This is a genomic window from Mucilaginibacter sp. (assembly GCF_036568825.1).
GTDB lineage: Bacteria > Bacteroidota > Bacteroidia > Sphingobacteriales > Sphingobacteriaceae > Mucilaginibacter.
The window spans coordinates 1-22,580 of sequence record NZ_DATCRU010000037.1 but is presented as its reverse complement, the minus strand read 5'-3'; the positions used below and the strand labels follow the sequence as shown (position 1 = coordinate 22,580).

The following is a 22,580-nucleotide window of genomic DNA, read 5'->3' as shown; positions in this document are numbered from 1 at the left end:
GCATCATAATGTACCAGTAGGTTGTGTGAATGGGTTTATACGCAAACTGAAATTTGAAAGATGCATGAAAGATCAGCATGGGCATTTCCAAATTATAAATTATAGAATACCGAAGTACCGAATAATTTAAATGTTAAGAATATTTCGTTGAGTCGGTAGTGTCTCAATTTGAAAAATAAATTTTTGCGCTTGCGTGTTACTCCGACTATGGAAGCAGGTTTAATGAAAGATGTAATGAGCATTGAAGATATTTGTAAGGTTAGCTAACTAATAGTTAAAACATATTCCCAAAAGGTGTGTTGAACCAATGATACACTTTCAAAAAACACAACGCTAAGAAGCTCGAAGGCCTCCCGGCCAACGGGCTTTTTTTCATTTCTATAACCTCATAAAAATAATGGTAGTCGAAAAAGAAGAAATAGCCGAACAACTAAAAATTAAGAAATTCAGACTACTTAACTTACAATGTCCTAAGCATATTCAAAGTCCATACGTGGATTTAAGGGACGGCGTGTTAACGTATGAATGCTGTTGCAACGAACTTAAACACCTGTGTTGCCATGTTATCAATGAGGAGAATAGAAAAAAATCAAACTGAGACATTACCGTTGGGTAAAATCTTTCTTAAAAAAAATTATGTATAATTGGCTTGAAAAGTTATAATAATTCGGGTATTAAATAACTTTTCCTGAGCCAGGTTTAAACGATCTGGCTTTTTTCGTAAGAACTTCTAACCTGCTGATCCGCTCAGCAATCTCCGTGTAAATCTGCCAATTGTTAGCCCTTGCACTAAAATAGAAAAGACCACAATCATATATGTTATCAAAACAAACTCATCGCGGTGCATGGTTGCAGTTAATGACAATGATAGTGCAACAGACAATCCCCCACGCAGGCCACCCCACGTTAAGATAATAACAGCATGTTTCTCAAACTGTAATTTAAATCTTAGTAGCTGAATAGGAAGCAGCACACAGATCCAGCGTGCGAATAGCACAACCAAAATCATTATTAAGCCAATAATAAGCACTGTTGTGTTAATCTTGATCACAAGCATTTCCAGCCCGATAAAAAGGAATAAGATGGCATTTAGAATTTCGTCAATTAATTCCCAGAACTTACCTAAGTAATCTCTACTGACTTTCGACATTGCTTCCTTTTTTACTTTGTTACCAGTTATAATTCCTGCTACGACCATGGCCAGGGGGCCGGATATATGCAGGCGGCCGGCGAGAAAGTATCCGCCCATAACAATAGCAAGGGTGACCAATACTTCAACTTTGTAATCATCAATCGGACGCAAGGCATAGTATCCCGCGTATCCTAATGCGGCGCCGAATAGTATACCGCCAACTGCCTCCTGCAGAAACAGTTTCGCCACACTGAGCATACTCACCTTATCAATCCCTGAGTGAGCCGCTTCAAGAAGTGTAACAAAAATGACTACGGCCACTCCATCATTAAATAAAGACTCTCCGGATATTTTCAGTTCGAGCGATAATGGAATCTTCGCCCGTCTTAAAATGGCGAGCACCGCTATCGGGTCAGTTGGTGAAATCAGCGCTCCAAACAACAGGCAATAGATAAAGGGAACCGGATAACCGAATACGTCAAACAACAACCATGTGATTACGCCGACAATAGCTGTTGAAATCAATGTACCCACAGTAGATAAAACCAGGACAGGCCATTTTTCCTTCTTCAACTCATCTGCATCTATATGGATTGCCCCTGCGAAGAGCAGAAAGCTGAGCATAAAATTCATTAATACATTCTGAAAATCAATTGAAAATGCCAGCTGTAACGCTTTCTCGGAAAGAAACGGGTGTAAGTTCCCAAGAACTGCAAATATTATAGATGATCCAAGCGAAATCACCATGATGCCAATGGTCGGCGGCCATTTGATCAGCCGATGGTTGATATATGCAAATATGGCAGCCAGTACGATTGTTATGGCTAAAATCTCGCTAATGTTCATGCCTGTTTGTAAGCAGGCAATTTACGTATAAATATATCTTTTGGAGTCTTTATTACTGTTGATCAAGGCTAGCCAGAATATGCCGTAGGTGGAATTGGACAAATCCTTCCATAGAATCGGGCTTCCTGTCGTTGTTATTAAAGTTTAAGGGCTTGATGAGATATCCGGACACACCAAGTTTTTCAGTTTCAGTTCTGTCATGTTCTTCCCCTGAGGTGGTCATGATAATAACTTTCAGGTGATTGAGTTCTGAATCCTCTCGTAAAGCCGACAAGAACTGCAGACCGTTCATTTTCGGCATATTGATATCCAGTAAAATCAAGTCCGGAAGAGGCTCCATCTTTGCGTGCTTTCTGCTTCCCCGGAGTTTTTCAAGGGCCTCAATGCCATTATAAGCGGTATACAATTCGTGATCGATACCAATTCTGTTTAAGGATCTTTGTACGCTGATGACGTCGAGATCGTCGTCTTCAACCAATAGAATAAATTTTTTCATATTTCATTTTTTGGCCAGGTGAAGAAGAATTTTGCACCCTTATGCAGAGAAGATAAGACACGCACCGTTCCTTCGTTTTCCTCGACTATTTTTTTAACGATTGCTAACCCGATTCCCGTACTTTCCTCATCATTTTGTTCTCTCAGCGTCTGAAACATCTCGAATATTTTTTCATGGTACTGTTCTTCAATGCCAATGCCGCTGTCGGCAACCCCAAATTCATAAAAATCTTCTTCCTCTCTGCACGTTACCAGTATCTGCCCATTATCGGGTGACGTATATTTAACAGCATTACTGAGCAAATTGCTGAATACCTGTTCCAGTAAAATCTTTTCAGCAACCAGCACAGGCAGCTCGCCGACTGTGAAAATAAGTCCTTTCGGCACTATAGCCTCGGCGATGTCTTTAACCAGAATCGCCACATCCACCTCTTCTTTTGGATATTTACCTTGTCCAATGCGCGCATATTCGAGTAATCCATCTATTAAATCTGCCATTCTCTTTAACCGCTCGGGGATGATGTCCAGATACTTTTGTATATTAGGATGTATTTCGCCAGGTGTGTCTTCTTTTATCCATTGAACGACATTGGAAATTCCTCTAATCGGAGCCTTTAAATCGTGTGAGACCACATAAGCAAATTGATTCAATTCATCATTTTTTCGTTCGAGGTCGGAAATATTACGGCTAAGCTTTTCAGACATAAGGTTTAGAGAATGAGACAAACTGGTCAGTTCATCTCTTTGCTCATCCTGTACGGTAGTAAATTCACCTGCGGATATATCTTCGGCGAGCTTAACCATAGAATTGATTCGCCTTGCAATCTTTTGTACCAGGTAAAACGCTAAAGCCGACCCGACAATTATTAACAGCAAACTAAAGAATAGGGAGAAACGGTCCGTCGCATTGATGGAGGAGGTGAGTGCGGCCCGACGTTTTTGCCGGTTATCATATTCGCTTTGGTCAAATGAATGAAAAATAGCCGCGATCCGTTCGTTGTAATTTTTGCCCGCATTCTGTTTAAACTGATTTGTAAACAATTTCTCATAGTTTCCTTCAAGGCTCTGATCAACAATTGCCTTTGATTTTGCGTCGATGATCTGATTGGCATAAGTAAGCCATTCGCTATGAATTCTTGCGATAGAATCAAGCCTGGAAACCTGCAACGGCGACGAAACAATAAGGGCCTTTTCTTGCCTTATAAGAACCGGAATGGTTTTCAGTCCCTTGTCGTACCTGATTAAAAATTTAGGATCGCCGGATAACAAGTAACCTCTGAGGGCATTTTGCATATCGAGCACATCCCGATTCAAATTGCTGGATGTCCGTATAACAACCTCGGAGTTTGTTAAAAAGGCTGTATTCGTATTCACTTTTTGCGTAAGCGAATAATTTATATACGAATCGGCAAGGTCAATTGAAATCGCGATAAAAAATCCGAGAGATATTTGGGTAGAAAGTTTCATCGTAAAATCTTGGCAACTGAGCGAAAATCAAATAAAATGTACTGCCGTATTTGTCTTTTGGGTATTCTAATGCCTTTATCAAGTGCCTGCTGCATCAAAAGAGTGAAGGCTGCTGTTGTGATTCTAAGGCGTGAATAAGGAATAAACAAAACTACGTCTTAATTGTTCATGGCGATTTGTAAAAGTGCTAATAGATTTAGATAAATACCTTTTTACCGACAGCTTTTTAAAAACGTGAGTATTTGTTGCATTTGCTCATTGCTGATCATACCGCCGTAGGCAGGCATATTATCGCCGCCATTGACGATGCGTATAGTCATTTGGTCCGGCGACAATCGCAAGGCCACATGGCTGAGATCGGGACCGTTCAGTCCGCCGCTTCCGTTAACCTTGTGACAATACAGGCATCCTTTTTTATAAAACAAAGCGGCGCCGCTGATCACCGTGGTATCCTGCGAATTGATCTGTGCGGCCCGAAGCGGCTTCGTTTTAAACCTGGGTGACCAACTGGCGCGTTCCCCCTCAAGAAACAAACTGAATACAAAAATCACGACGCAAACCGAACCGAAAACAGCCCAGGGACGGCGCCGCGGACTGCGTTCCCCCTTATTGGAGACAAACGGTAATGCCAGAAGAAGAAGAATCGTTAACAACGGGCCAATAACTATCATGTAGGACTCTATTCTTGGTGGCATTAAGGCAAACAATGAGAAGATCGAAAGCATGTACCAGTCAGGCTTCGGCTGGCTGTACACCATCGATGGATCCGGGGGCTGCGTCAATTTGGGCGGCCCGACGACTACCGCCAATATTATGATAGCAATGATGGTTGCCGCGCCAAATATAAGATCACGCCAGCCTGCATATGGCCAGAAAGGAACACCAACTTTCTTCAGCATATCCTTATACCATTGCCGGTACGTTTTCGGATCAAGCAGCCTGCCGGCCTTCGTCGGTTCAGATATACCATTTCGGAACACCAGCATGATGTGGTAGCCAAGGAAAAGAAAAATGATAGCGGGAATGATGAACACATGATATGCGAAAAAGCGACTCAAAGAGTGCCCGCCAATCGTGTCGCCACCCAAAAGCAAGCGCGCCAGCGGCTTGCCGATCAGGGGAATCCGTCCAAGCTGTTCCGCCGCCACTACAGAAGACCAGACACCATTGGAATCCCAGCGCAGCAATTGACCGGTAAAACCCATGGCAATCGTCAGAAACAATAATATCACACCAGTGATCCAGCCCATCTCTCTCGGGTACTTGTAAGCTGCTGTGATATAAACGCGCATCATGTGTACCCCAACCATAATGATCATGCCGGATGCGCCGAAATAATGAATCCCTCTTAGCACGCTTCCAAAAGCGGCTCTATCGGTAATAAATTTCAGTGATTGATATGCCCCCGAGGAAGACGGCTGATAAAGTAAAGCAAGCGCTACACCGGTTATTATTTGTAAGATGAGGCAAAATAATGTTGCGCTTCCAAAAACATAGCTCCATTTGCTTCCAGGCGGCACGGGATGCTTGATCAAAGGCAGAAAAATTTCACTCAGCCCGCTGCGGTCGTCAATCCAATGCCAAATTCTCTTTAAAAGCTTCATTTGTTTTAGGCGCTTATCGTAGTGATTGGCACGGGTGAAGTTTGAATCTCCACCTGGTTTTTATTGATCCTGACTTTATACTTCACCAGCGATTTTGGCGGCGGACCCGCAGCAACGGAACCATCTTTATAATAAACGCCTCCATGACAAGGACACATGAATAGCTGAGCGTCTTTTTCCCAACGTATGGGGCACCCCAGGTGCGTACAATTCGCGGAAAAAGCCGTAAAGGACTTTTCTGTATCGCGGCGAAGCCAGGCGGCGGTATGCGCAGTAACCCCGGCCCATGTTTCCGGGTCAGCATTCTCAAACTGAACGAGCATGGTGTCACCAACCGTGAACTTTGACAGGTCTCCGACCGGCCGCCATTGTACCGGTGTTTTTTCCAAAAGCGGCGCAAAGAAAGAGCTCAGCACGGGCACTGCGGCGATCACTGCAGAAATTGCCGCCAGTCCTGTGCTTAACTTTACCAGGAAACTCCTGCGAGTTTGGTTTTCTTGGGTTTCATTCATGACGTAAAATATTTATCCAACCATAAAGCGATGTTGCCAGTACCAGGAATCCGGCTAATAGAATAACCCACGTAGTAAGCAGGCCCCAGAAAATAAAAGTCATACCAAGCGCCAGGAAGAACGGCCAATAAGTAGGCTTCGGCAGACTGTGCGGACTGGCTGCATTTCCTTCATGTTCCGGCGGACGCTGCTCGGCTTCATTGTCCAGATTATCGGACGCTGCCGGGATAGTTGATTTCACCTGCCTGGCCGGGCTTTGATGAAGCAAGTCCCAAAGCAGAAAAATTACCCCCAATGCCTGAAAAACAACCCTGAGGATTTTTTTTGGGGCCTTCGGGGCTTCCGGTCTTTTGTCCGCTTGAATTACTTTTTTTTCTATATTGTTATTCTCCATCTTCTTTAAGGAATCGTTGGCTTTATTGAGTTAGACCGCTTTTGATCGTTCAGTGGTTTTTCGCTGAACCAGCGGAGCAGCAAATAGATGCAGCCGCTGAGGTACAGGAAGCAGCAAGGTACCCACATGATCAGGCCGGCAGCCTGTTGATCCTCCTGCCAGGATATGTTCCATGGCCTGCCGTCCATTCCGGTCATCTGCATGTAATGATGATAAGTCCCCGGAGGCGCAAACGTGATCAACAAACCAAGGAGGGAACAGCTTACACAGGCAGTAAAAAGATACAGGACACCTGTGAGCGGATGCAGTTCACGGGTGCTAAAGCGACTGAACAAAGGCCAGGCAAATACAAAGCCGGCTGCCAGCATGGTCGCGGGGTGCAAAAACGTAAGCACTGTGAACCGCCCGTGCATAGCGGTCATGCCCGAATCAAATATAGCGGGGATGTGCCAAAACCACATAATACTAACACCTGCCAACCAACACAGCCACGGACGTGCCGCAAGTTTCGCCGATATTTTGTTAAGCCGGTTCTCCCAGAATTGGTAAGGTCTTCGTGGTATCGACATTACCAGCAGCGGACCGCAGATCAGCAAAATTGAAACATGGCAGATCATATATACAGAAAAATAATAGTGCATACCCAGGTAATGTACAGGTGAGCATGTCATAATCAGGAAGACAGACATGGCGCACGCGAAGAGCCAATTACTCCGAATCCGCCTGAAGCGGCTTACCGACCAGTAGATACTCACAACGGCGGCTATAAAAACCACCAGGATGGGGTCAAAATGCCAATGACTAATTAATGTCGTGAACGCCATAACTTAAAGCAAGTAAGGTGAAACATAAACCACGAAAAACACAAAGGCCCATAAGATATCCACGAAATGCCAATAAATACCTACGGTGCTGATCACTGATGAGCCTCCGACATCAAAATCACCGAGGAAGGCCAGGCAGGTGACGATCATCAGAATGATCAATCCCACGACCACATGCAGTCCGTGAAATCCTGTCAACGTAAAGAAACTGGTGCCGAAAGTGCTGCTCGCGAGGTTGACGTGCTCATCGAGCAGCTTGATGTATTCCTTCGCTTGTCCAAAAAGGAAAACGACACCCAACACGATCGTAAAAGAAAGCCAGAACTTTAATCTTTTGGTGCTGCCTTTTTTGAAGTTTGCTTCAGCGCGCCAAAAGGTAAAGCTGCTTGCGAAAAGCAGCAAACTGAATGCGCCCGTGGTTTTAATATCCAGCGTACGCATCTGTAATGCTTTGAATGCCGGAGAAAGCGAGAAATAAATGAAGGCGACGATCAATGATAAAAAAAACATCGCCTCGGTGCCAACAACCAGCTTCATCATTAACTTATTCATTGGTGCCTCCTTCTCTTCCCCAATCGGTATCGTTCGGTCTTTTGAAATCACGGAACGGCCGGGTGCTCTTTACCGGGATGACTTTATTGAAATTCTTGAGGCGCGGCGGCGAAGACGTCGTCCACTCTAGCGTATTAGCATCCCAGGGGTCATCACCCGCGATCCTACCCTTTTTCCTGGCGGCCCAAAGCATGTAAACCAGCATGCAAACCGCGATTCCCATTAAAATGCCACCGATGGTCGAAATTAAGTTAAGCACACCCCACCCAGGAAGATCGGGATACGTATAGACACGTCTTGGCATTCCCATAGCGCCTAGGGCATGCTGTACCAAAAATGTCAGGTTGAATCCTATGACGAACAACCAGAAAAACCACCGGCCCATCCTTTCATCCAGCAGGCGGCCCGAAATTTTAGGATACCAATAAAATGTCGCCGAGATGAGGCCAAACAGGCTGCCGCCTATAAATACGTAGTGCAGGTGAGCTACAACGTAGTAGGTGTCCGTCAGCTGCCAATCGATAGGTACGATGGCAAATGAAATTCCGCTTAAACCACCGATAGTAAATTCGACTAAGAATGCTATCGCAAATAGCATTGCTACACTGAAGCGAATACTTCCGCCGTACATCGTAGCGAGCCAGTTGAAAATCTTTACGCCGGTGGGCACGCCGATCAGCAGGCTGCTGGCCGCAAAGAAATTGTTGACGGTATTGCCCAGACCGGTTGCGAACATATGATGTACCCAGACACCAAATGCCAGGAGTGCTATAGCGATGCCGGAACCGACCACAAAGCCATAACCAAAAATTGGTTTTCGGCTGAATACCGGGAACACCTCTGAAAATATACCAAATACCGGCAGTATGAGAATATATACTTCGGGGTGGCCAAACAGCCAAAATAAATGTTGCCACAGCAGGGCTGAGCCACCGCCGGAGGGTTGAAAAAAATGTGCATGCAACTCCCGGTCGAGCAGCAGCATAACCAGGGCTGCGTTCAAAGCAGGGAAGGCTGCTAAAACAAGAAAGGAGTTGATTAGGATCATCCAAACGAACAAAGGCATTTGCTTCAGGCCCATATCGGGAACACGCCGATGAAGGATTGTAACTACAAAGTTTACCGAGGCTGTGACGGTGCCAATTCCCGCGAGCAGCAAACCTGAACAGTAATAATCGATACCGTGAGAAGAAGAGTAATTATACTGGTTAAGGGGCGCATAATTGAACCAACCGGCATCCGGCGCTCCTCCTGCCAAAAAACTGAAATACAACAACAGACCGCCAAAAAGGGTGCACCAAAAACTGAATGCATTGAGCCTTGGGAAAGCCATGTCATTCGCCCCGATCATCAGCGGCACGAAATAGGTTGCAAAGCCGAATATTGCAGGTGTAAGAACAAAAAAGATCATTGTCGTCCCATGCATTGTGAACAGCTGATTATATACTTCGGGATTTAGAAAATGATTGTTTGGCCCGGATAACTGAATGCGAACGAGCAATATCTCAACACCCCCGGCAAGAAGGAACAGCACTGAAGTCCACAGGTACATAATGCCGATCTGTTTGTGATCCACAGAAGACAGCCATTGTATCAATCCCTGGTCTCCCGTCACAGTTATGCCCGGCAGCGGCGATTCGGGTTCGGGAATACGTATATGTTCTAGTTCGCTCATTTCAGCGTGGATAAATATGCGGTAAGCGCCTTCAAACTGTCCCGGCCGAAATTAAACCGAGGCATATGGGCGCCGGGCTTTATTTTCTGCGGAGCGAGGAGCCAGTTATAAATATTTTGACCATTAACGCTCATCATACCCGCGAGCATTGTCTGCCTTCCGGCGAAATGAGTGAGGTCGGGACCAATTTGACCAATCGCGGCAGTACCACGAATGCTATGGCAATTACTGCAGGAAGCCTCTATGAACAATGCGTTACCCTTTTCAACCAGTGTATCCGGTGGCAGTTTATCGATTGCAGACTGGCTAACCAGCCAGCGTTGATATTGCTGCGGCTGTTCGGCAATCACGCGGATGCGCATCCACGCATGTTGTTCGCCGCAAAATTCGCTGCATGTGCCAAGATAAACACCAGGCTTTGTGATGGTCATCCAAAGGAAGTTGCTGGTTCCAGGTATCATATCCATTTTTGCACCAAGCGCCGGTACCCACCAGTCGTGAATTACATCTGCCGCCCTTACTTCAAGCAAAAGCTTTTTACCGACCGGCAGATGAATCTCGTTGGCTGTCGAAAATTTATTTGCTGGATATTCGGCCTGCCACCAAAACTGGTGCCCCGTGATAATCACATCGGGTTTATGCTTTTCAGCCGGCGGAAGCACGGCGCTCATGGTCGTCAGCGACCAAAAGAAAAAAAAGATGACCAGCAGCAGCGGCACACCCACCATAGTTATTTCAAGCAGGTGGTTGCTGGAAGTTTGCCGGGGTTCCGAACTATTTGGTTTTGCGCGATACTTCCGGCAGATATATACGGTCAAAAGGGTAATGAGTAAAAACATTGCTGTTCCCGCAATCAGGAACCCATTGCCAATCCGCCCGATCTTTTCCGCCTCCGGGCTTGCCGTATTAAAAATTGACGGCCTGGTTATATCCGGCAAACTTGTTGATAACATCTATACATTTTATTTGATAATCTTTTTTGCAAAAATCAGTCCCAGGCCGAATCCCACCAGCGTAGCGGCTCCCCAGGTCACCGCCTTATGGCTGACAGCCCAAAACTGCGGACTGAAATCCCAGGCTGTTGCATCAAAGTTTCCATGCGCACCGTGATCGCCGGGAATGGGCGCGTACAGGTTGTCTTTGCGATTGGGATCAGCGCCTTCATTTGTTTGCTGGCCGTCATACCCCGTTTTCCCCAGATAATTGTCGAGGTATCCCGGAAGTATCTTATTGCCTACGATTGTTTGCACCGTGGGATATCCGACAAATGCTTCGCGTTGCGGATTTTTAGCAATTTCCACAATTGCCCTTGCCGCTACTTCCGGTTCATAGATCCTACCCATTGGCTTGGGTTTGTTGGGTAAATAGCTTTTTACAAAGCCGAATTGCGTTGTGTTCATTGCAGGCAGCTGGACCATACTTAAGCTGATGTCGCTCTTGTCATGTGCCAGCTCCGCTCTGAGCGATTCGAAAAAGCCATGAATGCCATGCTTGGCACCGCAATAGGCCGACTGCAAGGGTATACCGCGGTAGGCAAGTGCCGAGCCCGCTAAAATAATGCTGCCCCTGTTGCGCGGTAACATTCTCTTCAGCGCGGCCTGGGTTCCGTAAACCTGTCCGAGATAAGTCACATCGGTTACGCGCCTGAAATCTTTTGCCTCCATCTGTTTCAGCGGCCCAAAAACGCTGACCATCGCATTATTGATCCATATGTCGATGGGACCGAGATCAGATTCGATAGCATTGGTGGCCGCCTCCACCTGGTCGTAATCACCAACGTCGGCGGGGTAAGCTTTAGCCCTACATCCCGCGTTGTCCGCTTCTTTTACAGCTGCGTTCAATCCGTCAATTCCTCTTGCTATCAGGGCTAATGTTGCCCCCTCTTTGGCAAATTCGCGTGCCATTGCCCTGCCAAGGCCCGCCGACGCGCCTGTTATAACTACAACTTTATTTTTCAGTTCGTTCATTTTATTCTGAATATGCTATGGTTGTGAGTAATGCATTTTCGCTCTGACGTGAGTCGAGCCGGGTATGCTGGATTACGACCGGGACATCCGCAGTAAATACGCTTGAATAAGTAAGGCCGAGCGGTATCTTCTCCGGTTCGGTCAGGTCGTTAAAGCGAAGGTGTTTGGTTCGTAATGCCGGAACAACGATGCAGTACGGACCGGCGGGCTCGCGGTCGGCGAAATAGATTGTAAGCTCAATATGCGCGTCCGAATCGCCTGCATTCAATATGCACGCAGCCTCATGGCTGGTGAATTCCGGTGCAGGACCGTTACTCCATGCCGGTATGTACCCTTCGGGTATTGCCCATATTTTTCTTCCTATTTGCGCCATTATTTGTTCAGTTTTGCTTTTATCCCCCACACAACTGCCGCGGTAACAAGACAGGCTGCTGCCGCCACTATCGCAGCCTTTTTGTTACTATCGCCTTTCAGTTTCATTTCGTCTATATATTTCCGCTCAGGGTACGGTAGGTTTGACCTTTCTTTTTTCAGCGCCATTTGCAGCACCTGGGCAGTGTGCAGACCTTTGCGCCCGGTCTCTTGTTCGATTTGCTCCCGGCAACTGAAACCGTCGGCGATGATGATATCAGAAGCTTTAGCGTTTCTCACCGCAGGCAGCAGAACGCGCTCGCCTGAAGCTTTACCCAACTGGTAGTGGCGGCCTTCTTCGTAACCGAAATAGCCAGCCATTCCGCAGCACCCTGAATCCAGCAGGGTATGATCAAGTTTCATTTTATTTAACAGCTTTTCATCGCTTTCCATTTTCATAATGGCTTTGTGGTGGCAATGCCCATGGACTATAGCTTTTGCCTTGAATTTGGGAACCTCAAAATCCGGGGCCTTCTTCTCTAAAAATTCCGCCAGCGTAAAAACCTGTTTACTCAATCTTTTGGCATCTTCCTGGTTTGGGAAAAGGTTGGTCAGCTCATCTCTGAATACGGCTACGCAACTTGGCTCAAGTCCGACAATAGGCACTTCCTCCATTATTTCCTGTTTAAGTGATGCCATGATCCCGGTTAGCAAACCTTTCGCGGTATTCAGCATACCAAAATCGTACAGAGGTCTGCCGCAGCAAAGCGTTTGTTTTGGGATAAAAACTTCAAATCCAGCCGCTTCAAGTACTTCGACCGCTGCTACCAATGTTTCAGGCAGGAAGAAGTTGTTAAAGGTATCCGGCCAGAGGATCACTTTTGCGGCATATCTGTTAGGTGTTTTGTGCTGCCTGAACCAATCGCGAAACGTTTGCTCAGCAAAGCGCGGTATTCTGCGCTGCTGCGCAACGCCCGCAAGCTTTTTTGCTATAGCTCCGGTAATGCGGTTTTGCGTCAGCATATTTACCAGCCAGGGCATTTTTGAGGCCAGCCTTGCCCACCAATATATCCATCCGAATGCGTAAGCCGATCGGGGCCGCAGTCGCTTTTGGTAATAATGCGACAGGAACTCCGATTTGTAAGTCGCCATATCGACATTTACCGGGCAGTCGCCTTTGCAGCCTTTACATGCCAGGCATAGGTCGAGTGCATCTTTTACGGCCTTGCTTTTCCAGCCATCCTTAATTTCCTCGCCTTGAAGCATTTCGAATAAAAGGTGCGCACGCCCCCGGGTGGAATGCTCCTCTTCCCGCGTTACCATGTAGCTGGGGCACATGGTTCCGCCTTCGTGGCGCCGGCATTTGCCCACACCAACGCAGCGCAGCGTGGCGTGCGAAAAACTGCCACCGTCTTCCGGAAAGTGGAAATGCGTCTTAAGTTCCGGCGGGTTGTAGTCGGCTCCGAGCCTCAGGTTGGCGGTTTCGCCATAAGGATCAATGATCTTCCCTGGGTTCATTTTCCAGTCGGGGTCCCATATTTTCTTAAACTCCCTGAAAGCTTCCATGAGTTCAGGCCCGTACATTATTTCCAGCATGTCTGCTCTTGCCTGTCCATCACCATGCTCGCCTGACAATGACCCTCCATAACGGACAACCAATGCTGCCGCTTCCTGCGTGAACTTCCGGTATTTTTCTATACCTTCTTTAGTAAGCAGGTCAAAATCGATCCGGCAATGGATGCACCCCTGTCCGAAATGACCGTAAAGCGCAGCAGTGTAGCCGAACTTTTTAAACAAATCGCGCAGGTCCTTCAAATAATCTCCAACCTTTTCAGGCGGTACGGCCGAATCTTCCCATCCCGGCCAGGCATCTTTCATGCCGGGCACAAATGCCGTTGCACCCAGGCCGGATTCCCGTACTTCCCATAGCTTTTTTTCCTGCTTCGGGTCATCATACAGCCGCATGGATGGAACATCCTTTTCTTTTTTCAGATCTGCCATAACATCTTTTGCCTTCTGGTCGGCAGCCTCCTTGCTGTCGGCGCCGAACTCCGCCAAAAGCCAGCCTTTTCCCTCTGGCAGCATGGAAACATCCTCCGCATGCAAGTCCTTCTTTTGCATGAAACTAATCAGTTCGGCATCAATGCCTTCCAGTGCGATCGGTTTATGCTTTAACACGATAGGCGCGTGGTGACCAGCGCTGTACACGTCAGGATAACCCAAAACCAGTAATGATCTCGCTTCGGGCTTGGACATTAACTTTAAGGTCGCATCGAGAATCACAACACAGGTGCCTTCACTACCTACCAGTGCCCGCGCAACATTAAAGCCGTTTTCAGGCAGCAACTCGTCCAGGTTATAACCGGAAACCCTGCGCGGTATTTTGGGAAATTTTTCACGGATAAGATCAGCGTACTTATCGCGCAGATCCTTTAGTTTACGGTATATTTCTCCCTTTCGGCCGCCCTCACTGATGTATTGCTCTAACTGTTCGTCGCTGGTAGGCCCGGCTTCCATTGTAAACCCATCGTAAGCAAGCAAAGTAAGCCGTTCGGTATTATCTGATGTCCGTGCACCGTAGCCCGCGAAGGCGGCCATTACCGAATGCGTCCCGCAAGAGTTGTTGCCCATCATGCCGCCGATGGTGCAATGGTCGTGCGTAGCAGGGTCGGGACCGAAAGTAAGGCCGGCTTGCTCTTCCGTGCATTTTTTCATCTGGTCGAGCACTATTCCGGGCTCGACTTTGACCAGCTTGTTCTTTTCGTCGACCTCCAGCACAGCGTTATAATACTTTGACATATCCATTACTACAGCGACATTACAGCATTGGCCTGCGAGACTGGTGCCACCGCCGCGGGATAAGACAGGCGCCTGATATTTTTGGCAGATTGCTACAGTTTCTATAATGTCCTTCCTGTGTTTTGGAACAACCACCCCGATAGGTATCTGCCGGTAATTTGAGCCGTCGGTCGCATAAGCTGCCCTGCTGCCGTCGTCAAATCTAACTTCGCCTTCAATAGCGTTCTTTAATTCCGCCTCCAATAACTCTAAATCGATGGCTGCAACTTCAGCCTGTATTATTTCAGTTCTCATAGTACGATAATTCAGGACACTAAATACTGTTCGGCGTCCTGGTATTTAAATATTAGTCCCAGGCCTGGTTGTGACAAATCGGCCTCCAAATAACCGTTGACAGGTTTTGGAGCGCCTTCAAAGAAAATATTCTCAATGCGCATATGGTCATAAAAATATTCGCCGATATAGAAGTTGGGCACACAAAGCGAAGCGTGAAGATGAAGTGCAGGTGCGCAATGGAAAGAAAATGGAATATGAAAGGCTTCGGCAATGGCGGCAGTTTTCATAAAGCCCGTGATTCCGCCACACCGCGTGGCGTCGGCCTGAAGAACATCGACGGCGCCCTTTCGAAGCATGTTCAAAAAATAATCGACAGTATATCCATATTCACCCGCGGCGATCCTAATTGGAGCGGGCATGTGGTCGCGAATGAATGCCAGACCGTCCGCATCGTCAGACGAAACAGGTTCCTCAAACCAGGTGACGTTATACTGGTTAAATTTTTCAGCCATGGATAAAGCTTGCTTTGCGTCGTAAGCGCCGTTGGCATCTACGAAAAGCTGCACTTCGTCACCTATAGCTTCATGTGCAATCCGAACTCTTTTAAGATCGTGGTTCGGCTTACGACCAATCTTCATTTTCACCGAACTAAAGCCATAATCTGCCCAACCACCAAGCCGGTCGGCAAGAACATCATCAGGAAAGCAAGTAAACCCGCCGCTGCCATACACCTCTATTTTGTTACGCGTTTTACCGATCAGGCTGCACAAAGGAACATCAAATATCCTTGCCTTAAGATCCCATACAGCTCCGTCTATTGCAGACGCTGCCATACGGGTGATGCCGCAATTGCCTTCATTTCGGGTTGATACCAAAATATCATCGGATATTTTCCCAATGTCAAAGGGAGACAGACCGACCACGATATCTTTCAAATGTTCGTTGATGAAATGGGCAGTGGCGCTATGTGCATAGGTATAACCTATTCCTTTTTTACCCATGCCGCTTATTTCCACCAACACCAGGGTAGTACTATTCCATTTCAGTGTCCCATCTGATTCGGGCTCACTGGTTGGAATAGTATAAGCCGTAGCTTTTAATTCATCGATCCGTTCATCCGCATTCATTTTCAATTGTGATGATGCGGTAAATATTCTTCTATCACATCTTTGAATGTCTGGTTGATGATGCCTTTTTCGTGGGCATCTCCTTTGATGACCGTCTTGCTAAATTTGATCATTTGGGCGAAGGTGATATGAGGCGGAATGGTAGGAACATCCGGGTCAACAATGGCTTCTAAAACTACGGGCCGGTCAGCCGACAAGGCCTCGTCCCATGCAGAACCTAAATGATCAGGGTGATCGACTTTAATACCTTTCAACCCGAGCAGCTCGGCATATTTCGCGTACGGAAAGTCAGGTAGCTGCTGTGATCCAACAAATTCAGGATTGCCGGTCATTACGCGTTGCTCCCAGGTTACCTGGTTCAGATCGTTGTTGTGCAACACAAGTACAATAAGCCGGGGATCGCTCCAGCGCTTCCAATATTTGGAGATTGTTATTAAGCCGTTATTTCCCAGCATCTGCATGGCGCCATCTCCTACCAGCGCGATGGCTACGCGGTCCGGATAAGCAAATTTTGCCGCTATAGTGTAAGGCACTCCCGGACACATCGTGGCCAGGGTTCCGGAAAGGGAAGCTTTCATTCCTTCCCGTATTTTCAGATTGCGGGCAAACCAATTCGCAGATGACCCGGAATCGGCGGTAAGGATGCAGTTCTCAGGAAGCCGCGGCGACAATTCCCAAAAGACGCGCTGTGGATTGATAGGTTTTGCTTCTTTCATTGCCTTGGCTTCGATCACTGCCCACCAGTCTTTAGTACCTTCTTCTATCTCCTTTCTCCATTTTCGATCTTCTTTGTATTTGATCATCGGGATGAGCGCTTTCAATGTTTCCTTACTATCGCCGACCAGATTCACATCCATTGGGTAACGCAGACTTACCATCCGGCTATCGATATCTATCTGTACGCCCTTAGCCTGACCCTCATCTGGTAAAAACTCGGAATAGGGGAAACTGCTGCCAATCATGAACAGGGTATCGCAATCCATCATCATATCCCAGCTGGGTTTGGTGCCCAATAAGCCGATGGCCCCGGTAACATAAGGTAAGTCGTCGGGCAGTGCTGCACGGCCCAGCAAGGCCTTGGCAACGCCGGCACCAAGCAATTCGGCTATTTCCTGAACTTCCCTTGAAGCACCAAGCGCTCCTGCACCAACCAGGATAGCGACCTTTTTCCCTTCGTTCAATATTGCGGCCGCCTTTTGTAATTCGCTTGCCGGTGGCACCGGCCTTTCAATGGAATGACCGATGCCAGTAAATACACTGCCATGTTTTTTAGGCGGAGCTTCCAGCGCATCCTCTTCCTGCAGGTCATTCGGAACGATCACACAAGTTACCGTGCGTTGGGCTTTCGCAATGCGTATTGCACGGTCGATCAGCTGCCGCGCCTGGCCGGGTTCAGTCATCATGTGTACATATTCGCCCGCGACATCCTTATATAACGAAACAAGGTCGACTTCCTGCTGATAGCTGCCTCCCATAGAAAGCCTTGCCTGCTGACCGACAATGGCGACAACCGGCTGATGGTCCAGTTTGGCGTCATAAAGACCGTTAAGGAGGTGGATCGCTCCGGGGCCCGAGGTCGCCATACATACCCCAACCTCGCCGGTGAACTTGGCGTGACCGCAGGCCATAAAAGCGGCATCTTCTTCGTGCCTTACCTGAATGAAATCGATTTTGTCTTGCGCCCTGTCAAGAGCCCCCATAATACCATTGATACCATCGCCGGGGAAGCCAAAGATCCGTTTAATGCCCCATGAACTTAAACGGTCGATAATGAAATCGCTAACTTGTTTACTCATAATTACCTTGTTGTAAAGTTTAACTGCGGGCCTCCAAGATGATGAGGTTGGCTGAGTAATGGATTATGAATGCGATATGAACGCCCTGCTCTTAAGGTAACAGGGCATTTCGAGATATGGTTTTTTAATTTTAAATTAAATTACAATATGCACTCAACCAACGTTTTGATTACGATCGTCATTAAGCTGCTTATTGAGACTAATGGCGGCACTGATGAGGCCAAGGTGCGTAAACGCCTGGGGAAAATTACCGAGATGCTCGCCACTGAATCCAAGCTGTTCGGAATATAGTCCAAGATGATTGGCGTAACCGAGCATTTTCTCAAAATATAACCTGGCTTTATCCAGTTGCCCGGAAGCGCTGAGACATTCGATAAACCAAAAGGTACACATAGAAAATGTTCCTTCGGGACCCGCAAGGCCGTCAATTCCTTTTTTTGACTTATAACGATAAACCAGGAAATCATCGACAAGGCGCTCTTCTATGCATTTAAGCGTGCTCAACCATTTAGGGTCCTTTGGGCCGATGAACCCGAGGATTGGCATCATCAATGCAGATGCGTCGACCGTATCGGCGCCATCATATTGTACAAAGGCCTGCATTTCCTCATTCCAGAAATTGGCGTGAATAGAAATAAATATTTCATCACGGAGGGACAACCAGTTTGAAGGAACAGGAAATGAATGATTTTCGCCGATTTTAAGCGCACGATCAAAAGCTACCCAACACATCAGGCGCGAATAAAGAAAATTTCGTTTACCACCGCGCACCTCCCAGATTCCGTCGTCCTTTTTCTTCCAATTTTTTGACAGCCAGTTAATCTGAGCTGTAAGATCCAGCCAAAACTCATAGGATATAGGATCGCCATGTTTATCAAACAAGTATACAGCATCCATGAGCTCGCCGTAAATATCCAATTGCAATTGCTTATACGCGGCGTTTCCTATTCTTACCGGACGGGAGCCTTTGTATCCCTCGAAATCCGTTAATTCAATTTCATTGATTTCTTTGCTGCCATCAAGTTTATACATGATTTGAAGTGTGCCTCTTTTTTTTACGTCAAGGCACTTATCCTTTACCCACCTGATGAAATTGCCGGCCTCTTTAGTATAGCCCAGGTTGAGCAGGCAATAAACAGTAAAGGAGGCGTCTCTAATCCATGTATAGCGATAATCCCAGTTGCGAACCCCACCGATCTGCTCGGGCAGGCTGAAAGTCGGAGCAGCCAGCAACGAACCGTATGTGTACGAAGTCATTAGTTTGAGGACAAGAGCCGACCGATTTACTATTCCAAGCCAGCGGCCCTTGTAATTTGACTGTTCGACCCAGTTCTTCCAGTAATTTATGTTCTCGATGAGCGAAGAGTCGATATAATCGGTGATATCGTCTTTGTGGGGAACAAACTTACCAACATGGGAAAGGATAAAGTCACCTGTTTCACCGGCATTTAGAGTAAACTGTGCCGAACAGTCTTCGTTGTTAATTTGAATTTCAATATTACTTTTTAATCGAATTTTTAAGTCAAGATCATCACAAGCGAAAAGCAATTCATGACCACTGACTTTCTCAATTTTATGCGCTGACGCAGCGTAATTAAAGCGGGGTTTACAGCAGAGGTGGTAAGTGATCGAACCCTTAACGGTAGTTATCCTTCTGATGAGTTCGTTTCCCCTGTTTAATTCCTGGACAGGCATCAAGTCGGTCAGTTCACCAACACCATCTTCGGAAAGGAACCGGGTCAGCAAGATGTTTGTTTCCGGTAAATAAAGCTGCTTGCTTTTAAAGTTTCCACTTTTCGGGCAAATACTATAATAGCCGCCTTTGGAGCGATCAAGTAATGAGGCGAATAGCGAAGGCGAATCGAAATCAGGGAAACACATAAAATCGATAGAGCCATTGATTCCGACGAGTGCAACTGTATTCAAATCACCGATTACGCCGTAATTCTCTATTGGCAAATAATTATCAGCAATTCCGTTTCCTGATTTTCTGAGTGGCTTTTTATACATAATCAAAAAACAGGAGCCTCTACAATTTGTTGAAAAAAACTTCATCCACTTATCCGCTCATCGTATTAAAAAAGCGGACCGCACAGTTTCAATCTTTACGCTGCCTGGTTTGAAAGACTGGTGCTATATAATCCTGGGGTAAATAGTCAGAAGGTATCGCCACAGCATTGCCGTCTCTAATTGCCTTATAATGCGGTGACATTATTTCGATGCCGGCCTCATTGAATTTATCTTGAATGAAACTATGCAACTTTGAGTAAATTATCGCCTGTTGCTCCGGGTGGCGTGTATACGCATTCAGTTGGTAACTGACATAATAATCGTCAAGGCTGGTTTGTAAAACAAACGGCACCGGCTCCTCTTCAATCTTTTCGGTGGCCTGTGCAGCAGCAATTAACAACTCATGTACCTGGCGCCAGGGTGCATCATAGCCGATAGTAACCGTAGTATGGAGGATCAGGCCGGCTTGATGAGCTTCACTGCTAAAATTTACAGTATGATTATTCATCACCGTTGAGTTCGGTATAGAAATAATCTCATTTTTGATGGTACGGATGCGTGTAACTAATAATGTTTTTTGAATTACATCTCCGGTTACTTCTCCAATCTGTACGCGGTCTCCGATTTTGAACGCGCGCATATAAGTAAGTACAAGGCCGGCAACAACATTTCCTAATGCTCCAGCCGAGCCAAATGTAAATAACACCCCCATAAATACTGAAACGCCCTTGAACACGGGTGATTCTGAGCCTGGCAGGTAGGGAAAAATTACAATAAGCATAAAGGCTAGCACCAATACCCGGATAATCTGGTAAGTAGGATTCGCCCAGTCTGCATAAAATCCTGGAAGCTTCAATTTCTCCTGCTCAATCTCTATTTTCAAAAAGCGGAAAAACCTCAAAACATACCTGAAAACAATCATCATGATAATGATCGTAATCAGGTTTGGTATATAATTCCATGCGCTGTTTCCGATCTTTTTAAGGGGAGCGGCGATATAGCCGAATAAGGTGGCAGAAATTTCCCGGGTATAAGGAAAAATGCCGAATACAATAGGAATTGCAACATAAAAAATGATAAATAGTAAGACCCATTTCAACACAGATATCAATGAGGCCAGTAAACGATGTTGTTGTGATTTATCAAGTAATTCATAGTTACGTATTTTTATCCCTTTAAACCAGCGACTGTCGATGACCTGTGTACGATTTTGCAACCAGCGTGCAGTTCGGATGACCGAGATGATCAATCCGGCGGCAAATGCTATTACCAGCAAAGCTAATAGTGCTTCTTTTGCAATCGTTTGCCAACGGGTCTCCTCCCGGTAAGTGCTAATTGCGTCAATGATCCTTTTGCGGTAGAGCTTAGCAAGCTCGTTTTTATCCAAGTTTTGCCAGAGTGCATCTGTAACGGAAACAGAAAGAATCAGTTCATCATGATAAACAATATCTACGTTTGACTCCGAATTGCTTAACGAGAGCTTCCGCTGGTCGAAAAGTTGATCTGTTGTTAATTTTTTTATCCGGTTTTGAACTGCCTCAGCCCTTTCGGCCGCAGTAAAGCTGCCTTGTCTGGCGTAAATCAAAAAAAGTGTATCATTCAATAAAATTACCGGGTGTCCTTTGACAAAGCGTCGAAGAGAATCCACTTGCCTTTTTTGCCGCGCCATCCTTAATGAGTCGCGGCTTTTTAATTGATTCAATTCTCGTAACAAAGTGTATTTTTTCTGGTTATCCGCCTCAGATAGACGGCCAACTTGTTGTTCCAATGATAAGCGCTTCAGCGAATCGGCGTTGCGCTCGGCGGAAAGCTGTCGAACAACCAGTAAAAGGCTATCCGAATGCAAACTATCAGTTTTGATAGGCTGTTGTCCAGCGACGGTAAAAACATTCAGCCATATAACCAGCCCATAAGTCAGTTTTATCATAATTATTTTGGTAAAGGTTAAAGTCAATATAAGGCCCCCATATATTGGCCAATGCGGGGCCGTTTGACAATCTTATTGTTATGAAAATTTAAAGAATATCAACAAATAGCTTTAAAATGTATTAATGAATATAATGAACCCTTCGCTTTCTTGTATAACAACTCTATTGCTAAGTTGCTTTTTGCATTTTTTTAATGCAACCGCGCAAACCGGACGTGAACGTATTTGCGGCAAATGGGAATCTGAGCAGCACAACCTTCGTATCTCCATATATATGGACAAGGACCAGTTCAAAGCAAAGATCATTTGGTTCAGTGATACTGAAGGCAAACCGATGGACTACTGGCGGGATGTACGCAACCCTGATCCAAAATTACGTTCCAGAAAAATATTGGGAATGAGTATACTCAGCGGCCTGAGATATGATCCGGAAAACGACTCGTGGGAAGATGGCTCTGTTTATGATTCGCGGCATGGTCGTTATTGGAATGCTGCCGCCAAAATCGGCAAAAAAGGTTTGCTTCACGTCCGTGGTTATTGGCACTTCAAATTCCTTGGAAAAACAATTACATTTTACCGGATTCGTTAGACGGCTCAGATCGTTCTGCGGATTCAAGTTTCAACATATACCGGAGCTTCAGGTAATCATAAAGGGAATGTTTGCTTACGGTCGTTGAGATTAGACTTGCACAGATGCCTGCTAGCATAAGAAAGAAAATAACGTTATGGCGGTCAGTCATTTCAAGTACTAGTATGGCTGAAGTAAACGGAGAACGTGTTACTCCAGTCAGGAATGCAACCATACCTGCCAGGATGAGAATATTAG

At 46.2% G+C, this 22,580-nt stretch carries 19 protein-coding genes; 1 reads left to right on the top strand and 18 read right to left on the bottom strand.

Translation table 11 applies throughout. The annotated features are described in order from the left end of the window. Nucleotides 1-730 precede the first annotated feature (730 nt). From VIM89_RS08100 to VIM89_RS08020, 17 genes are all read right to left on the bottom strand, one after another. On the bottom strand, nt 731-1,978 hold the full coding sequence (locus VIM89_RS08100) for a cation:proton antiporter (RefSeq protein WP_488155645.1): 1,248 nt from the start codon (nt 1,976-1,978) through the stop codon (nt 731-733). Nucleotides 1,979-2,030: 52 nt separating this feature from the next. Continuing rightward, nucleotides 2,031-2,474 (bottom strand): response regulator, encoded by a 444-nt coding sequence (locus VIM89_RS08095; RefSeq protein ID WP_488155644.1) that lies wholly within the window; start codon nt 2,472-2,474, stop codon nt 2,031-2,033. Beyond that, nucleotides 2,471-3,940 (bottom strand): sensor histidine kinase, encoded by a 1,470-nt coding sequence (locus VIM89_RS08090; RefSeq protein WP_488155643.1) that lies wholly within the window; start codon nt 3,938-3,940, stop codon nt 2,471-2,473. Before VIM89_RS08090 ends, VIM89_RS08095 begins: the two co-directional genes overlap by 4 nt. Nucleotides 3,941-4,152: 212 nt before the next feature. Continuing rightward, nucleotides 4,153-5,544, bottom strand: coding sequence for a cytochrome b N-terminal domain-containing protein (locus VIM89_RS08085; RefSeq protein ID WP_488155642.1), 1,392 nt, complete (start codon nt 5,542-5,544; stop codon nt 4,153-4,155). A 5-nt stretch (nt 5,545-5,549) separates the two neighbouring features. Then, the gene (locus VIM89_RS08080; protein WP_488155641.1) at nt 5,550-6,056 is read right to left on the bottom strand and encodes a QcrA and Rieske domain-containing protein; all 507 of its coding nucleotides are present in this window, start codon (nt 6,054-6,056) and stop codon (nt 5,550-5,552) included. Continuing rightward, a complete protein-coding gene (locus tag VIM89_RS08075; protein WP_488155640.1) occupies nt 6,049-6,450 on the bottom strand; it encodes a hypothetical protein in 402 nt (133 codons plus the stop codon). The genes VIM89_RS08080 and VIM89_RS08075 overlap by 8 nt, the downstream gene beginning before the upstream one ends. Nucleotides 6,451-6,455: 5 nt before the next feature. Further along, nucleotides 6,456-7,274, bottom strand: coding sequence for a cytochrome c oxidase assembly protein (locus tag VIM89_RS08070; protein WP_488155639.1), 819 nt, complete (start codon nt 7,272-7,274; stop codon nt 6,456-6,458). Nucleotides 7,275-7,277: 3 nt separating this feature from the next. Then, nucleotides 7,278-7,826 carry a cytochrome c oxidase subunit 3 gene (locus VIM89_RS08065; RefSeq protein ID WP_488155638.1) on the bottom strand — a complete coding sequence of 183 codons (549 nt, stop codon included), beginning with the start codon at nt 7,824-7,826 and terminating at the stop codon, nt 7,278-7,280. Continuing rightward, the gene (gene ctaD / locus VIM89_RS08060; protein WP_488155637.1) at nt 7,819-9,501 is read right to left on the bottom strand and encodes a cytochrome c oxidase subunit I; all 1,683 of its coding nucleotides are present in this window, start codon (nt 9,499-9,501) and stop codon (nt 7,819-7,821) included. The genes VIM89_RS08065 and ctaD overlap by 8 nt, the downstream gene beginning before the upstream one ends. Next, a complete protein-coding gene (gene coxB / locus VIM89_RS08055) occupies nt 9,498-10,454 on the bottom strand; it encodes a cytochrome c oxidase subunit II (protein WP_488155636.1) in 957 nt (318 codons plus the stop codon). The genes ctaD and coxB overlap by 4 nt, the downstream gene beginning before the upstream one ends. A gap of 9 nt (nt 10,455-10,463) precedes the next feature. Continuing rightward, entirely contained in the window at nt 10,464-11,468 is a 1,005-nt protein-coding gene (locus VIM89_RS08050; RefSeq protein WP_488155635.1) for an SDR family oxidoreductase, read from the bottom strand. A 1-nt stretch (nt 11,469) separates the two neighbouring features. Then, the gene (locus VIM89_RS08045) at nt 11,470-11,841 is read right to left on the bottom strand and encodes a sensory rhodopsin transducer (protein ID WP_488155634.1); all 372 of its coding nucleotides are present in this window, start codon (nt 11,839-11,841) and stop codon (nt 11,470-11,472) included. Next, nucleotides 11,841-14,912 carry an FAD-binding and (Fe-S)-binding domain-containing protein gene (locus VIM89_RS08040; protein ID WP_488155633.1) on the bottom strand — a complete coding sequence of 1,024 codons (3,072 nt, stop codon included), beginning with the start codon at nt 14,910-14,912 and terminating at the stop codon, nt 11,841-11,843. Before VIM89_RS08040 ends, VIM89_RS08045 begins: the two co-directional genes overlap by 1 nt. Before the next feature lie 11 nt (nt 14,913-14,923). After that, entirely contained in the window at nt 14,924-16,021 is a 1,098-nt protein-coding gene (locus tag VIM89_RS08035) for an enolase C-terminal domain-like protein (RefSeq protein ID WP_488155632.1), read from the bottom strand. 2 nt (nt 16,022-16,023) lie between these two features. Continuing rightward, a complete protein-coding gene (locus VIM89_RS08030; RefSeq protein WP_488155631.1) occupies nt 16,024-17,817 on the bottom strand; it encodes a thiamine pyrophosphate-requiring protein in 1,794 nt (597 codons plus the stop codon). A 153-nt stretch (nt 17,818-17,970) separates the two neighbouring features. Then, complete coding sequence (locus tag VIM89_RS08025) at nt 17,971-19,827, bottom strand: glycoside hydrolase family 15 protein (RefSeq protein WP_488155630.1); 1,857 nt, start codon at nt 19,825-19,827, stop codon at nt 17,971-17,973. 88 nt (nt 19,828-19,915) lie between these two features. Beyond that, on the bottom strand, nt 19,916-21,754 hold the full coding sequence (locus tag VIM89_RS08020) for a mechanosensitive ion channel family protein (RefSeq protein WP_488155629.1): 1,839 nt from the start codon (nt 21,752-21,754) through the stop codon (nt 19,916-19,918). A gap of 181 nt (nt 21,755-21,935) precedes the next feature. On the opposite strand from VIM89_RS08020, the gene VIM89_RS08015 reads away from it, so the two are divergent. Next, nucleotides 21,936-22,343 carry a DUF2147 domain-containing protein gene (locus tag VIM89_RS08015; protein WP_488155628.1) on the top strand — a complete coding sequence of 136 codons (408 nt, stop codon included), beginning with the start codon at nt 21,936-21,938 and terminating at the stop codon, nt 22,341-22,343. On the opposite strand, the gene VIM89_RS08010 is transcribed toward VIM89_RS08015, so the two are convergent. Then, a partial coding sequence (locus VIM89_RS08010; protein ID WP_488155627.1) for a chloride channel protein occupies nt 22,321-22,580 on the bottom strand: 260 nt, incomplete at its 5' end. The two genes, VIM89_RS08015 and VIM89_RS08010, sit on opposite strands and share 23 nt — an antisense overlap.